General features: G+C 36.7%; 14 protein-coding genes. 5 read left to right on the top strand and 9 right to left on the bottom strand.

Going from position 1 to position 16,229, the window contains the following annotated elements; translation table 11 throughout:
- Positions 1 to 123 precede the first annotated feature (123 nt).
- Positions 124 to 1,752 (top strand): helix-turn-helix domain-containing protein, encoded by a 1,629-nt coding sequence (locus tag BW951_RS20785; RefSeq protein ID WP_084196504.1) that lies wholly within the window; start codon positions 124 to 126, stop codon positions 1,750 to 1,752.
- A gap of 7 nt (positions 1,753 to 1,759) precedes the next feature.
- The gene (locus BW951_RS20780) at positions 1,760 to 2,092 is read left to right on the top strand and encodes a hypothetical protein (RefSeq protein ID WP_076396353.1); all 333 of its coding nucleotides are present in this window, start codon (positions 1,760 to 1,762) and stop codon (positions 2,090 to 2,092) included.
- On the opposite strand, the gene BW951_RS20775 is transcribed toward BW951_RS20780, so the two are convergent.
- Positions 2,089 to 3,204, bottom strand: coding sequence for a DUF3667 domain-containing protein (locus BW951_RS20775; RefSeq protein ID WP_076396350.1), 1,116 nt, complete (start codon positions 3,202 to 3,204; stop codon positions 2,089 to 2,091). The genes BW951_RS20780 and BW951_RS20775 overlap by 4 nt on opposite strands.
- A 327-nt stretch (positions 3,205 to 3,531) precedes the next feature.
- Here BW951_RS20775 and rplM point away from each other — a divergent pair, with 327 nt between their 5' ends.
- The 3 genes from rplM (at position 3,532) to rpsB (ending at position 5,348) form a co-directional block, all read left to right on the top strand.
- Positions 3,532 to 3,987 (top strand): 50S ribosomal protein L13, encoded by a 456-nt coding sequence (rplM, locus tag BW951_RS20770; RefSeq protein ID WP_027381190.1) that lies wholly within the window; start codon positions 3,532 to 3,534, stop codon positions 3,985 to 3,987.
- 5 nt (positions 3,988 to 3,992) lie between these two features.
- Complete coding sequence (gene rpsI, locus BW951_RS20765; protein ID WP_072883409.1) at positions 3,993 to 4,379, top strand: 30S ribosomal protein S9; 387 nt, start codon at positions 3,993 to 3,995, stop codon at positions 4,377 to 4,379.
- Positions 4,380 to 4,586: 207 nt separating this feature from the next.
- The gene (gene rpsB / locus BW951_RS20760; protein WP_076396348.1) at positions 4,587 to 5,348 is read left to right on the top strand and encodes a 30S ribosomal protein S2; all 762 of its coding nucleotides are present in this window, start codon (positions 4,587 to 4,589) and stop codon (positions 5,346 to 5,348) included.
- Positions 5,349 to 5,415: 67 nt separating this feature from the next.
- Here rpsB and BW951_RS22920 read toward each other — a convergent pair whose 3' ends face one another.
- From BW951_RS22920 to BW951_RS20725, 8 genes are all read right to left on the bottom strand, one after another.
- Complete coding sequence (locus tag BW951_RS22920) at positions 5,416 to 5,580, bottom strand: bacteriocin-like protein (RefSeq protein ID WP_165762947.1); 165 nt, start codon at positions 5,578 to 5,580, stop codon at positions 5,416 to 5,418.
- Positions 5,581 to 5,693: 113 nt separating this feature from the next.
- Entirely contained in the window at positions 5,694 to 6,146 is a 453-nt protein-coding gene (locus BW951_RS20755; protein WP_076396346.1) for a DUF6759 domain-containing protein, read from the bottom strand.
- Between the two features lie 54 nt (positions 6,147 to 6,200).
- Positions 6,201 to 6,824, bottom strand: coding sequence for a DUF6759 domain-containing protein (locus BW951_RS20750; protein WP_076396344.1), 624 nt, complete (start codon positions 6,822 to 6,824; stop codon positions 6,201 to 6,203).
- A 164-nt stretch (positions 6,825 to 6,988) separates the two neighbouring features.
- Positions 6,989 to 7,666, bottom strand: coding sequence for a tRNA (guanosine(46)-N7)-methyltransferase TrmB (gene trmB, locus BW951_RS20745; RefSeq protein ID WP_076396342.1), 678 nt, complete (start codon positions 7,664 to 7,666; stop codon positions 6,989 to 6,991).
- 82 nt (positions 7,667 to 7,748) lie between these two features.
- Entirely contained in the window at positions 7,749 to 8,549 is an 801-nt protein-coding gene (locus BW951_RS20740) for a DUF6759 domain-containing protein (RefSeq protein WP_076396340.1), read from the bottom strand.
- A 207-nt stretch (positions 8,550 to 8,756) separates the two neighbouring features.
- The gene (locus BW951_RS20735; RefSeq protein WP_084196503.1) at positions 8,757 to 9,545 is read right to left on the bottom strand and encodes a hypothetical protein; all 789 of its coding nucleotides are present in this window, start codon (positions 9,543 to 9,545) and stop codon (positions 8,757 to 8,759) included.
- 163 nt (positions 9,546 to 9,708) lie between these two features.
- Positions 9,709 to 13,110, bottom strand: coding sequence for a T9SS type B sorting domain-containing protein (locus BW951_RS20730; RefSeq protein WP_076396338.1), 3,402 nt, complete (start codon positions 13,108 to 13,110; stop codon positions 9,709 to 9,711).
- A gap of 119 nt (positions 13,111 to 13,229) precedes the next feature.
- On the bottom strand, positions 13,230 to 16,049 hold the full coding sequence (locus BW951_RS20725; protein ID WP_076396336.1) for a T9SS type B sorting domain-containing protein: 2,820 nt from the start codon (positions 16,047 to 16,049) through the stop codon (positions 13,230 to 13,232).
- Between the last annotated feature and the right edge of the window lie 180 nt (positions 16,050 to 16,229).

Below are 16,229 nucleotides of genomic sequence, written 5' to 3'. Positions count from 1 at the left end.
TTATTATTAGGATAACGGTTTGCATTAATGTAACTTGCTGCATATTTGCAAATTGCGGAATTTTGCAAAAGTATAATTTGCATCTTACTTGTAGGATACAGAATTTTACAAACAAAAGCACGTATGAAAAAGTCCAAAAAACAAATAGCTTTTGTCATAAAGTGTATTTGGTGTTTAGTTTTTATGGGTTTCCATTATGGGAAAGCTCAAAAACAAATCCATTTTGAAGATGAGTACAACCGTTTGAAACAGTTGGCTCAGAGTGATATTCATTCTGCTTTAAAACAGACCGACCAATTAATTCTTAACGCCCGGAATTCAGGAGAGCAAAAGTTTGTTGTAAAAGGGTTATACCTTAAAAGTTTTGCTTATCTGCTGAATGGAGATCCGGAAAGCTGTTTTGAGAATGCACAAGAATCTCTGGAACTTGCAGAGAGCATAAACTATAAAGAAGGGCAGGCTCTCGCCTACAGAATATTAGGAACTCAGTATGCAAAAATGGAGGCTTCTGATCTTGCGATGCAGAACTTTGAACACGGGCTGAATATTTTAAAAAATTTGAGGTCTCAGGAGTCTTATGAGGTAAGAGGATTGATTCTTAATTCAAAACTGATTGTTTTGGGAGATGGTAAGGAACCGCAGCTTACAAAAGAGAAACTTGCTGTTTCGCTGCAAGTTGTAGAAGAATTCCGACATATTGAAGATCCGGAGCTTCGTAATAACCAACTGGTTTCGGCATATACCAATATCGGATACAATTATGCTGATCTGAAAAATCCGGATTCGGCAAATGTCTATTTTCAACGGGCACTGAGTCTTGTAAAGCCGGATAATTTTTATCTTCAGGCTGCCATTAATCATGATATTGGCTATCTGCACATGGGAGCCAAAGATTATCAGAAAGCCATTATGTATTTTAAAAAAGCGTTGGCTATTCTTCCGGATAATAATGATTTTGTAAATAAAAAGATAGAAATTCTAAAAAACCTTTCTCAAACCTATTCTGAAAACGGAGATCAGTCAAATTTTATTAAATACTCCGAAGAGCTTAAAAAACTTTCGGCAGTTTCAAATAAGAAAAACTTTCATAGTCTGGAAAAATCACTTCAGGAAAAGAACAAGACAATTGAGGATCAGAATACAGAAGTTTCCGTGTATTCAGGATTGCTTATTTCTTTAATCATCATCATGATATTGCTTACCGTTTTTTATCTTTACAGATCGAAAGAAAATCAAAAGAAGTATGAGGAACTGAGAAAGAAAATAAGTATAGGAAACACAGATAATAAGTCTTCAAACCTAAAGGATTCTCTTCAGGAAACATCTGCAAGTGCTTCAGGGAAAGAAATTTCTCCGGAAACTGCTGTTAAAAGCGGACTCATGGTTTCAGAAAAAACAACCGAACGCTTGCGCCTCGCTTTGCAGGATTTTGAAAGCGGAACTTTGTTTCTTGAAAAAAACTTTACTTCAGCAAAACTTGCTTCTCTGCTCGATATCAGTTCCCGAACGATTTCTGATTTTATAAAAACTGAAAAAAATATGAATTTCAATTGGTATATTAACGATCTGCGTGTCAGGCATTTCATTCAAAAATTAGACAGTGAAAGTGAATTTCGTAAATTTAAACTTACATATATTGCAGATTATTTGGGATATTCGTCATTGGGAGCATTCTCTAATTCGTTTAAACAGATTACAGGAATCGGACCTTCTTATTATATGAAAAATCGTAATAAAGAACTAGAATTTTAAAAAATTTATGAAAAAAGCACTGTTATACTTCATGCTCGGAACTGTTCTGAGTTTTTTAATCAATTATTTGTTTTACAGTTCGGAAAACATCGGACTCGATATTTATTATGCTTTTGCTTTTGGCTTCGCATGGGGAATTGCTTATTATTTAGATACCCCGGATTTTACTCTGCCTCAAAAATTAGGATTATCTTTTGTTGCCATGGGAATCTTAGTTCTTGCGGGAACTTTAATTTTCAATCTTGAACAGGCTATTCCTTCCGTGCTGAAATTTTCGACGGTTTTTGTGGCGTATTATTTAATTGCAAGCTTCAGAGCAAACAAAACATTGCGCAATTAATGCATCGTCATAAAACTTACATACATCAATATAAGGAACATGCAGACAAGTCCTAATAAATTCACAATAAATAAAAGAATTCCTTTTACCACGCTTATGCTCCGTGCGTTTTCGTAAACTCTGTGATGCGCAACGAAGAAATACACAAGCATATAAATGATTGCCGCAGAATAAAGCGAAAAACTGAAGGTGTTGAAGATCGTATTATCCGGAAGCAGTGAAGTGAGTTCTGAGACCGTTATGATGATCAGAATTCCTAAAAGAAGAAAGGAAAAATAGTGAAGCGTAAAAATTCCGTGATCAAAATACCACCATTTCTTTTTATTGTGGAAAAGCCAAAGTAGAAAGGCGAAAATCGGCAGGTAAACAAATAGTGCTTTCGGAAGAGTGTGAACAATATTATCAGCAAATTTTTCAAAAATCTGGTCTTTTTTCAGCCCCTGTTCCTGAAAATGAAATATTTTTTCTGCATAAGGTTTTAGAAATGCGAATGTAGCTTTTTTATCCTTGCTTTTTAAGCTTAAAGAATCATACTGTTTTAGGGTAGTAGCTCCCAAAATGCTCATTTTTCCGTCTGCTGTTTCTCCAAAAGTACCCACTTCAGGATCGTTTCTGTCTTTCGGGTCAACAGTTTTCATCTCTTTTTCCGTCTCAGGATGAGATACATTTTCTTTTATCAGTTGATTTTTTTGGAGTGAATGTTTCAGACTGTCTGTGAATCTTGCAATCTTTTCGTCCTGTTCTTTTTCTTTTAAAATCTGTTCTTTCTTTTCATGGTCTGAAAGTTCCTCTTCCGAACTGGAAAATAGAGTAGGGAGGAAGAAAGTAATAAAACTGATGAAAATATACAGTTTTACAGGAGCCACATACATTTGTCTCTTTCCGGCAAGATATTCCTTAGTTAATCTCCCGGGACGAATGAGTAAATATTTTATTGTTTTCCAGAATTGTCCGTCATAATGCGTGAAATCTTCAATGAAATGAGTGAAAAGATAATGGAACGGCTGTTTGGGCTCCGTATTTTCCTGTCCGCAATGAGGGCAGAATCTTTCTTCAACAAGGTGTCCGCAGTTAAGACACGTTTTATCTTCTCTAATTTTTCCGTGGCTCATGATATAGATATGGATTTCAGCAAATATAATTATTTAAAGAAATTAAATAATCATATTGATATGTTTTTGAGGATAATATTAAATTTAATTAATAATTACCTTTAAAATTTATTCGATTTTTAAATGGTTTTTGAATTTATACATGAATTTTTAAATGGTTATTTCCATGTTTTTTGATTGGTTTCTGTACGATTAAGTCTTTCAGATACTTAGGCTTAAACACATAATCAACAGATTAAACGAAATATGTTTTTGCATTCTAAAAATAATTTGTACCTTTGCACACCCTTTTAGGGGAAAATTATGTTTAATCTTTAACTAAAACGTGTGAATACATTAAGTTACAAAACTGTTTCAGCGAACAAAGCTACTGCTAATAAAGAATGGGTTGTGGTAGACGCTGAAGGACAACCGTTGGGAAGACTAGCTTCTACGGTTGCAAAGATTTTGAGAGGTAAGCACAAAACGAACTACACACCTCACGTAGATTGTGGTGATAACGTAATCGTTTTGAACGCTGGGAAAGTAACTCTTTCCGGAAACAAGTGGAACGACAAGACTTATATCTGGCATACAGGTTATCCTGGAGGACAGAAGTCTATGACTGCGGCTGAACTTCAAAAGAAAGATTCTTTAAAAGTATTGGAAAAATCAGTAAAAGGGATGTTGCCTAAAAACAGACTTGGAGCTGCGATCCTTAAGAATCTTTACTTATATGAAGGAACTGAGCACAAACATGAAGCTCAACAGCCTAAAACAATTAATGTTAACGAATTTAAATAATTAATATGTCTACAGTTCACAAAATCGGAAGAAGAAAAACTTCTGTAGCAAGAGTTTATGTAAAGCCAGGAACTGGTAACATTACAGTAAACGGTAAAGACGCTAAAGAATACTTCTCTACAGATGTAATGGTTTACAAATTAAACCAACCATTTATCCTTTCTGAAACTGTTGGTCAGTATGACGTTACCGTAAACGTATTCGGTGGTGGAAATACAGGTCAGGCAGAAGCTATCAGATTAGGTATTTCAAGAGCTTTATGCGAAATCAACGCTGAGTTCAGATTAGCATTGAAGCCTGCTGGTTTACTTACAAGAGACGCAAGAATGGTGGAAAGAAAGAAGCCAGGTCAGAAAAAAGCAAGAAAGAGATTCCAATTCTCAAAACGTTAAGATTTGCTGTTGGCGAATGGCTTATGGTTGTTTGCTACAGAAATGTATTAATTTTTATTTAAACTTAATCTCGGCGAAAAGCCAATTGCCACAAGCAAAAAGCAAAACGCCAATTGCCCGTTACGTTTAGCATCCAAACGCTTCTCCCATCTAAAGAAGTTGTTGATTGTTTAAAAGACGGAAAGTAAACTAACAAAAACAAAAAACATGGCAAAAGCAAATGTAAAAGACCTTCTAGAGGCTGGTGTACACTTCGGTCACATGACTAGAAAGTGGAATCCAAATATGGCTCCATACATTTTTATGGAGAAAAATGGTATTCACATTGTAGACTTACATAAAACAGCTGTTAAATTGGATGAAGCTTGTAACGCTTTAGAAAAATTAACTTCTGCAGGTAAAAAAGTTCTTTTCGTAGCTACTAAGAAGCAGGCGAAAGAAGTAGTTGCAAAACATGCTTCTGAACTTAATATGCCTTATATTACAGAAAGATGGCCGGGTGGTATGTTAACAAACTTTGTTACTATCAGAAAGGCTGTTAAGAAAATGAACTCTATCGACAAAATGAAAAAAGATGGAACGTTCGAAACTTTATCTAAAAAAGAAAGATTACAAGTAGACAGACAAAGAGCTAACCTTGAGAAGAACTTAGGTTCTATCGCTGATATGGTGAGACTTCCATCTGCTGTATTCGTAGTAGATATCATGAGAGAACACATCGCGGTAACTGAAGCTAAGAAATTAGGTATTCCGGTTTTCGGTATTGTTGATACCAACTCTGACCCAAGAAAAGTAGACTTCGTTATCCCAGGAAACGATGATGCTTCTAAATCTATCGATATGATTCTTAGCGTAGTTTCTGAATCTATCAAAGAAGGTCAGTCTCAGAGAAAAGCTGATAAAGAAAAATCTAAAGAAGAAGGAGAAGTAGTATCTGCTGATAAAGATGCTGACTTTGATGCTGAATAATTAAAGATTTTCTTTACTATAGAAAAATCGCCGAATCAAAGATTCGGCGATTTTTTGTTTATATCTATTAAGGGCAAACAAGCATTCCTGGAAAATTTGGATTATCTACACCTATTCTGCAAACACCTGAACAGCATATTTCAGTTTCTTCATTACAACCGTCACTACATTTTCTGTAACCACCTTTAATTGTTCTCAATTCTTTTCTTGAAACTTTTTTCAAATTTTTCATAGTTTTTAATTTGTAATTTTCCTACTCTGTATGCTTTTCGGATTCCGCAATGATTTTATTCAAATGTAATAAATTATTTAATATATCACTTATTTTTGATAAAATATTTTTTCTTAGTTGGAAAGCGTTACATTATAAGACGAACTGATAAACTTTGTTTTCTGGTATACAGAATTGCAAACCATTCCCGAAATATTATAATTCTGATTTTTCGGAACCATTGCCGAGCCGATTTTATTGGCACCAATAGGGATTTTCTTAAAATAATTATTTCCGCTAATCGTAAGAACCATATTGCAGCGGGAATTATTCTCAACAGTAATTGATGTATTCGGGCTGTCTTCGGAACCGTTTAAAAGATCCGTTAAAACTGCCGCCGTTTCGGATTTGTACGTTTTTAGTAAAGTCTGATATTCTAATTCTGTTTGATTGGCAGTAAAGGTTCTGTTACCTGCGTTTGAATTTGTCTTAGGTTTTACAGAACCGCTGGTTGTCCTGTAATGAGTCGTCTCACAACTGTTTAAGACAATGATGATCATAACAGCAAAAGGAAAAAACTTTTTCATAACAAAATTTTCTTGGTGTAAATTTAAAACTTTTACTTACTCGCCCGTCATAATTTATTTTCCAGTCTGAACAGGATTATTAATGGTTAAAAAAATACTTTTCTTAATTTCTTTCTGTGAGGAATATAAAACATCACAGACATGGCTCGTTAAAGTATAACTTCCTTTATTAATTACGATAGAATTCTCTCCTTTCGCCGGTACTGCAAGATTATAGAAATCTTTTCCCTGAATTCTTAAAACAATATTACAGTCAGAATTATTTTTAAACAAAAGAATAACTTCTTTGCTGCTGATATCTTCATTAAACATCGCATTAAGCAGTTTTACGGTTTTGTCTTTATGTTCAGCGGGTGTAGAAGCAATCAGGCGTTTAAATTCCTCCATTTCCGAGGCATTAGAATTCTTCATTAGGTTAGAAGAAATTTCGGAAATAACAGGTCTTGCTTCCATCGGTTTGGCATCCTTTTTTCCTTTTGTCCACTCCGAGTTTTTTAAGGCGATCACCTTGGATTTTAATACGCTTCTTTTTGGGTCATCCGGATGCGCAGTTTTCAGGAATTCTTCTATTTCACTGATGTTTTTGCTTTCTAAAATATTCTGGGATTTATTTTGTACCTGAGCCGTGTTACAGCATACAAGAATTCCCGTCGAAATAATCAACATTAATTTTTTCATAACTTATCTTTATAATTTTGTGTTTATACGTGAAAATGTAAGGGTGTAGAATATTACAGCCTTTAATTGTTTATGTGAATTTTATCACTTAAAAAACTACCGATAAGTTAAATTTGTAAAGAGTCTGGAAATACTGAATTTTTTTTCATCATGTGTTTTGTTGTTTAGTTAATTCTGAATTTAATATACGTTATTGTTTTTCCTTTGGCAGAAAAAAGCTCTTCATAGTACGTTTTAATATCTCTTAAATGCGGAGTATTCGGATCATATTCTAAAGCTCCGTAAATATCGTGGTGTGCGGTAATGATTTCATAACCTGCTCCTTGCAAAAATCCTAAAGTATAGCCGTGAAGAAATTCCGAGTCTGTTTTTAGGTGAATAATTCCTCCGGGTTTTAAGAATTTCTTATATCTTTCTAAAAAGTCAGGATGCGTTAATCTGTGTTTTGTACGCTTGTATTTAATTTGTGGATCCGGAAATGTAATCCAGATTTCATCCACTTCATTTTCTCCGAAAAAATAATCAACGAGTTCAATCTGGGTTCTCAGAAAAGCCACATTTTTCATGTCGTTTTCTACAGCTTCCTTGGCTCCGAACCAGAATCTTGCCCCTTTAATATCAATTCCGATAAAATTTTTCTCAGGGAATGTTTTTGCAAGACCTACCGAATATTCTCCCTTTCCGCAGCCTAATTCTAAAACAATAGGATTGTCGTTTTTAAAGAAATCTGTTCTCCATTTTCCTTTAAGATCGAAACCGTTTAAAGCATCTTCCCGCGTTGGCTGAATAACGTTTGGTAATATCTTGTTTTCTGCGAATCTTGCTAATTTATTTTTACCCATGAGAAATTTATAAAATCCTGCAAAAATAACTAATTTTAAGCAAATGCTTCATTTTTAAACCTGAAAATAACAGCTAACTGCGTTATTTTCTCATAGAACTTCCCAATGCAACCATGATGGGTTTCTGGATGGTTTTCTGTGATGCGTACTGAGCTCCACAAACAATACTGGTGAAAAGATAATCACCTTTCTGTACCACAATCGAATTGTCGCCGTGCGAAGGAACAGGAAGCCTGTACTTCGTAGTTCCGATTCCTTCTATTCGTACAATAATATTACAGTCCGATTTATTTTCAATCATCACAATACATTCTTTCGCATTGGGGTCGTTATCGAAAAGAGAGTTCAGGATTTTTACCGTTTTGTTTTTATGTTCCGTCGGATTTTCCGCCATCAGCATATTAAATTCAGAAGCTTCCGCATCAGGAATGGCAGCAACAGGTTTAGTGTTTGCAGATGTTATGGAATGAGCAGCAGGAGTAATGTATACGTTTTTAGGATTGCTTGGTGTGTACACTACCGCAGATTGCCCCACCTGCAGTTCTTTCTGATATTTTGCAATCTGTTTCTGTTTGATGAGGGCATTCATCTCATCAAAAGATATTTTGGTAGAAGGTCTTCGCTTCAGCATAGCAAGCCAGTCCTGCATCTGTTTTACTTTCTGGTCACCGGGTTGCGCATTTTTTATGTATTCCTTCATCATTTCCATCACGCGGGGTTTAAGCACAGATCTTCGCGGATCATCGGGATGAGCATCTCTCAGGAAAGCATTAATTTCGTAAATATTTTTACTTTTTAAAATTTCACTGTAATCTTTCCCTTTCGACTGAGCGGAAAGAGTGATGCACAGAATCATACTAAAAAATATAAATAACTTTTTCATTCACTGGTATTAAAGTGTAAAAGTAAAATATTTTCTCGTTTAATTGATTTATTTTTAAGGCATTAGTATCCAAAATTGCAGCGAAAATTACACCAACTGTAATGAACATTCAATTTTTTCTAAATTTAAAAATTATTTTAGGTAAAACAAAAAAATGTACATCCCAGTTGGAAAATGTACATTTTTTTATTCGTATGAAGGAAATTTTTATTTCAGAACATCCTGAAGGTGAGAATTCCTTAATCTTCTCTGGTAAATCGGAAGATATTTTTCAATCGGAATTTTTATCGCCTCGAAATTTCCGGCAAGAACATAAGGTTCGATATTTTCTGAAGTATAGACAAACTGCAGGAAGTTATCAATTAAGTTTTCAGGAATTTTGAATCTTGTAAAATAATCTTTTCCTAAATAATTTTTAATCTGCGTTACAGAATTATTCATTTTTTCGTAGGCTACATAGCGCTGCTTTTTCTTTCTTTCGCCGGATAAAATATCATAAATACTTTCGAGGCTGAAGGTAAGTCCGCCATCGCGAAGACCTGCAACAGGAAGCTGCGGCGGAGTTCCGTCTCCTTTAGGTTCCGGAAGACCGATTACTTTTTTAATGGCTAAAGCCTTATCTTCTTTTCTGATTGAATTTACATCATAACGTAAGTTTCCGGTAGGTTTAAACCTGCTGATGATGACTTCCTGAATATCGTGATACGCCACTTTCAGTTCAACCAGATTTTTTTGATCCATCATCTGAGGCGTCAGCTTAATATCTTTTCGCTCTGTAATAATCGACGTAAAACGGATCACATCTCCCGGATTGGCAGAGATAGAAAAATCACCATTATAATCACTTAAAACAGTTTTCAGGGTATTAAGATTCGTAACATACATCTGGTTCAGATACAAAACAGAATTATCTTTTAGAAAAACTTCTCCGGAGTATGTTTGTGCGTTAATTTTTGCCAGAAAAACCAACAGCAGCAGAGTAAATAGCTTCTTCATATAATACCGCAAAATTACGCAGAAAACCAACAAGCTATACCTATTTTAGTAGTGAAAACAGGTTAAAGTTATATTAAACTTTGATTCAGAATTGTTAATGAATGTTATAAGGATGCATTTAAATATAAAATGTGTGAAAATTTTTAATGATTTTTCATCCCGATTAATAATTCTTTACCAAAAGCCAACTCGTATATTTTACAGTAGTTGTGCCACCGAACTCCGTCCAGCTGATGAAATACCAGTACGTTGCTGTATTTACGAGTCTTCCTCCGACTCTTCCGTCCCAGGTAAATCTGTTGGAAGGCGCTCCTCGAAATACTTCCGCTCCATATCGGTCAAAAATTCTGAAAACAATGTTGTCATTATTCATTAATTCAGAATAATTTATAGCATCGTTATAGCCATCAAGATTAGGCGTAATTGTATTGATAAGATTAATAATAACAAATGGTCTGGTCACTTCCTCGCACTGATTAGTGTCCCGAATGTGGATAATATGATTTCCCCTCGGAACATTCATGAAAACATTTGAACTCTGCCAGTTTACGCCATCCAGAGAATATTCGTAAGGCGGAGTGCCACCGCTTGCTCCGATCGTTACTGTACTTCCGTTTATTTCAATCATCGTGATAACCGGAAGAGAAGATTCTGTAACGGTTACATTTTGTCTGTAGGTACAGCCTTCTGCGGTAAGATCTACCCAATAATTTCCGGGGGCAACATTTCCGATTGAAGAGGTGGTTGCTCCGGTACTCCATAGATAACTGTCGAATCCCGGTCCTGCATCTAAAGTCGTCAGTGTTTTAGGGCAAACTATTTTATCTTTCAGAATTAGTGATGATTTTGGAGTTTTTATCGTAACGGTAATTGAAGCAATATTAGGACAGACTCCGGATTTCTCAAATCTTATAAAAACCGTTTGGGTTCCCGATAAATTCATTGGGTTTGCAATCTGCGCCGTGTTGTTCTGAGCATCCGGAAGAGTAGGGTGAAAAGTCACTGTAACAGAAGGATCTGTTGTAAACTGACTGATATAAGGTATCAGATCAATCACTTTTGTACCGTCCAGATTATCATCACACATGGTGATGGCGTGTGTGGTTTTAATTAAAGAAATTTTATTTCCGATAACAAAAACAAGCGGCTTCACAACTGGAGGACAGCCGTCCGGAGAATCTACTCTTATATAAATTGTAGTGGTGGTTGTGTAAGACCAGTTATTCGGTAAAGTATTTGCGTTTCCGGCATTGGCATCTGCTAAGTTGGCGTAATATCTTACATTCGTAAAATAAGTCGGATTGTTTAAAACAAGAGGGGTGATGTTAGGCAGAATTACATTCACCACGCCGTCCAGATTATCATCACAAAAAGTTCCGGTATAATTATTAAGAACGTTGGCAAAAGGATAAAGATTAAGCGTAATCTGGGCAATAGCTTTACATCCAAGTGTATTTTTTACCACGGCATACACAATGGTTCCGTTCGTTGCGGTATAAGAAGTCGTATTGGTAATTGCGGTTCCCGGAGTTTCGTTCTGGGCATCCAACAGATTCGTATAATAGGTAATGGTTACCGGAGAATTAGTGGTAACATTGGCTGTTGTTAAATTAAATATCCCCTGTCCCGATCCGTTATCACAGACTTTTAATGTTGCATTATTCACCGTTAAAACCTGAATGTTAATGGTAACGGTTACAGTTTCGCAGTCAGGAAAATCCGGGTTGTTTCCGCAGAATGTATACGTGAAAGTGTCTGTTCCTGCAGTTCCGGGATTCGTAACGGTGTAAGTAATGACTCCTGTCGTTGCATTTACGGTTGCTGTTCCTAAAGTCGGAGCCGTAAGCACTGCGACTGTTGAAGGGATCGGAGTCTGGGTAGAACTGGTAAATGCAGGAGCAATTGTTTTTGTGGTACAGACATCATAGGTAGCGGTAGACAGTTTTGTACAGTTCTGTACCTTGTACTGTGCCGTGATTAAAGGAGCACAGCTTCCCATTGTTACTGAGCAGGTGTAATAACCGGACTGAGTTGGTGAGTAAGAAGCTCCTGTAGCTCCCGGAATTAAGACTCCGCCGACGTACCATTGATAGGTGTCATAAATTACAGGATCTACTGTAAGAACAATTCCCGGAGCGCAGTCTCCACCGGATTTTAAAATTACAGGCTGTGTGGGAAATCCTGCGAAAAAACCGCCATATCCTACCGCATCACTTCCTGCGTTGATTCCTGCAGTTATCGCTTTAGACGAAACAACGGTTACCGTTCCTGCAGTATTCGGAATTCCGTAAGTTACCCAGTTAAGAGTTCCCGTCATATTAAAAGGACCTGTTGAAATAGGAGGAGTAACTCCGTTTACGGTAACTACTGCGCCTCTTTCTGTGATGAGATTTAATTTCGTGGGAACATTTAAAATACCATTCGGATTTCCGTTGGAATACACAAAGTTTTCATCAATTAATCCAAGTTCGTTAATCTGTTTCGGTAAGTAACAGTTCAATGCAGGAATAAAATTGAATCCACCGGTTGCCACTTCGTTCCCTGCGGTACTTGCACCTGCAAGAACCTGATAAATATAGACGTTTTTGGTTGTTTTGATGTATAGATTATAATGTCCGCTTCCCTGAAGCTGATATTTGGAGTCAGGAATCATGAAATACTGTCCCGTATTTAAAGTGGCAACAGGAACAACTTCATTATTTACACGGATTTCCGTATTGTCTTCGGTGGCAATTACCAAAGCACCTTCCATATTCGAACCGATGCTTCCGTTGCCTTTTACCAGAGCAAATTCATTTCCTAATCTGTCCACCGGAACCGCCTGATCCATTAAAATATCCGAACTTGAAGGAAAATTGCCTGCATATTGCCCGTTGAAATTTCCGTTCGTAACATTGATGTTTTTATTGGCTGTAATTTTGGCTCCGATAAATCCGTCAAAATTTCCCGCATTATTTCCGATTCCGTCGATGATGTAGGATTGCCCTTTATTTAAATTAAACGTAATGGTAGGATTGGTTGCTCCCGTTGTTCCGTTGGAAAACTGTACGGTGGGTTTATATCCTGTTATGGTAACGGTGGTATTGTCTTCAGTTGCCAGAACACTCGTCATAAAATTCAGGATAGAATTACTTACAGAGAGGGGAGCATTGGCTGCGTAAAAAGTTTTTCCGGTGGAAGGAATTCCTTTGGATGTAATAATTTCAGCGTGATTAAACACTGAAAATCTTAAGTTGGCGTAAAAGGGAAATTCTGCTTTTACAAAAAGCCCTTTAGTTGTCGTCGTAAAAAGATCTGTCTGTAGTGACGTAATAATATAATCTCTTAGGATATCAACTTTTTGAGGATTTCCTTTACTGATCGTTACCGTAGCAATTAAAGTGTTGTTGTTATAAATTTCTACCGGAAAAGGCGTAGTACGGTTAGTAGAAAGATACAGTTTCTGATTGGGATTTGAATTTCCTGTACGGTCTACCATCGGCGCAAACCAGTGTTCTCTATCCAATTGTGCAAAAGTAGAGGTGAAAAACAGAAGTAAAAACAGAAAAGATAGAATTTTCTTCATTCAGATATTGCCTTTAACACAAATTTAATAATAAAAAGCATTCTGAGCTTAAAAAAATAAAAAAAACCATGATATCAAAATCATGGTTTTCAGAGTATTATTTAAAGAGATATTTAAAATTAATTTCTGTTTTTCACTAAGATCCATCCGGAATATTTAATAGGGGTCTGTTTACCGTTTGGCTCATTCCAGCTTACATCGTACCAGTAGTTTCCTGTAGGTACTTTTTTGCCGCCGACTGCGCCGTCCCATTTGTATCCGTTTTCTTTATTTCCCTCATGCATTTTTGTGCCGTATCTGTCGTAAATATTGAATACAAGATTTTTCTTGTTTCCTAACGCCGAATAATCAATTACATCATTTACGCCATCTCCGTTCGGAGTAATTACGTTAATAAGATTCGGTACGGTAACTTCTACCTGCATTGGATTACAGTTGTAGGAATCTTTTACATAGAATGTATTATTTCCTCTCGGAACATTGGTAAATACATTGGAATCCTGCCAGTGAATATTATCAATGGAGTATTGATAAGGAGCTGTTCCTCCCAATACATATACCGTAACGGTATTGTTTGAAATATCAATATTTGAAATAACAGGCTGTTCTGAAGCATAGACTTTTACCGTCTGTCTTGTTACACAATTTCCAGTTTTCAGATCTACCCAGTAAGTTCCAGTGGTAACGTTACTGATCGACTGTGTTGTTGCACCTGTACTCCATAAATACGCTGTAAATCCTGGACCAGCATCTAAAGTTGTTTTATTTTCAATACAGATAATCTTCTCCTGCAAAACGCTGGAATACACTGGTGGAAGAACAATTAAAGTAACTTTTGCTATTCTGAAACATCCGTTTGCATTGCTTACTTTCACGAAAACCACTCCGTTTGGTGCTATATAGTTTACCGGATTGATGATTTCATTGGTTCCGAGCTGTGCATCCGTTAAAGAAGGATAATATTTTTTTGTAATTCCTGTAGTGGTAGATACAAGAGCCGTTGTAAGGTCAAATAATGCCGTAGCAGGATTAGCCGGAATAAAACATGATCTCAGTGTTGCGTCTGTTACTGTAGGACTTGCAGAAACGGTAAACGTTAAAGTTACCTGCTCACAATCCGTAAAATCAGGATCGTTTCCACAGAATTTATAAACCATAGTATCTGTACCTGTAAAACCGAAATTTGGAGTATAAATGATTACGCCGTTCGGATCAATAACTGCAGAACCGTTTGCAGGAGGTGTAACAATCGTTACTGTACTCGGAACATAGGTCTGGGTAGAATTTGTAAAAGACGGAACCACAGCCTGAAAACCTTCACAAACCGTAAGCGCTTTTGTAGACTGCTGAAGGCAGGTGTAGACTTTATAAACAGGAGTTATTGCAGGAACACAAGATCCTACTGTAATTCTTACCGTAAAATTTCCTGCTACTGTCGGCGTATAGCTGTTTGAATTGGCTCCCGGAATAGGATTTCCGTTCAGATACCACTGATACGTTTCATAGCTGTCGTCAACCTCAAGAACAATTCCCGGAATACAGTCTCCGGTTTGTTTTGTAATTAAAGGAATGGAAGAGAATCCTGCAAAATATCCTCCGTACCCTGCCGTGCTGTATCCTCCGTTCACTCCGGCTGTTACCGCTTTTGTTGAGGTTACCGTCACATTTCCTGTAATTCCTGTAATAGCATAAGTTACCCAGTTCGTATTTCCTGTTAACGGATAAGGTCCCTGAGCTGCAGTAGGAGTTGCTCCGTTTACGGTAACTGCTGCTCCGGCTTCTGTAAGAATATTAAGCTTCAGGGTTACCCCCGAAACACTTGGCATTTCGTTAATCTTTCCGATCTCATCGATTTTTCTTGGAAGGAAACAGTTCAAAGGTGGAATATAGTTGTATCCTCCGGTATTATTTTCTGTTCCTACTCCTACTAACTGATATAAATATACATTTTTAGAGGTTGAAATAAACATATTGAAATGTCCGCTTGCTCCTCCCTGCTGAATATAATTGGTTTCATTAATTCTATACCATTCCCCTGCATTAATCGTTGCAATGGGAGCGGTGGCGCCGTTGATGAAAATCTGGGTATTGTCTTCTGTGGCAATAACAATTCCACCTTCCATGTTTTCGGCAGGAGCGGTAGATCTTGTTTTTACCATGGCAAAAGTATTCCCCAGTCTTTCCGCCGGAACCGACTGATCCATAATTAAATCTGAACCACTTGAACTTAAAGCACCGAAATTACCGTTAGAACTTCCGTTGGTTAATGTGATGGGCTTATCAGAAACTATTTTGGCTCCGATAAATCCTGTAAGGTTTGCTGCGGTACCATTATTTCCGGCCATAATGTAAGACTTTCCTTTATTCAGGGTAAAAGTGTGGGTGTTGGTACCGGAAGGAGTTCCTCCTAAAAAGACCAATCCTGAAGTATTCCATGTAACCGTAACCTGTGTATTGTCTTCCGTAGCCAAAATTCCTGCTGTAAAATTATTGGAAGTTCCTGTTCCTGCATTAGTATTGGGCGGATTGGCTACAAAGAATAATTTCCCGATTCCTGCTTTACCTTTGGATGTGATGATCTCACCGTGCGAAGGTTGTGCAGATCTCAATGTGCAGTAAAAAGGCTTGTCTCCCTTCAGGTAAAGACCTTTTGTAATGATCTGTAACGCCTCCGAAGTGGTGGTTGCGCTAATAAGATTGGCAGAAACGGTATACGATTGAGGATTTCCTTTGCTGATGGTAACGGTGGTAAGCAAAGTATTATTATTATAAATTTTTACATCAAACGGAGTGGTAGAGTCTGTAGAAAGATATAGTGCATTGGTATATCCTGTGGTGGATGCATAATAAGGCGCGATCCAGTGCTCTGTATCCCTCTGTGCAAAAAAAGTACTCATGCCGAAAAGCATCAGTACAAGAGACAGTAGAATTTTATTCATAAGTTGTTGAATTAGGATTCATGCAAAAATAATGGAATTTTCTAATACATATTCAAATTATGTTTTAAATATGATAACATATTAGCGTAAAAAAGCCACGATAAAAAATCGTGGCTTTAGGATTCAGCTTTTTTGTTTGCTTAATCAATATTTTTAACAAGGATCCATCCTGAATATTTA

The organism is Chryseobacterium gambrini, assembly GCF_900156825.1.
GTDB lineage: Bacteria > Bacteroidota > Bacteroidia > Flavobacteriales > Weeksellaceae > Chryseobacterium > Chryseobacterium gambrini.
This window is presented reverse-complemented; position numbering and strand designations above follow the sequence as displayed.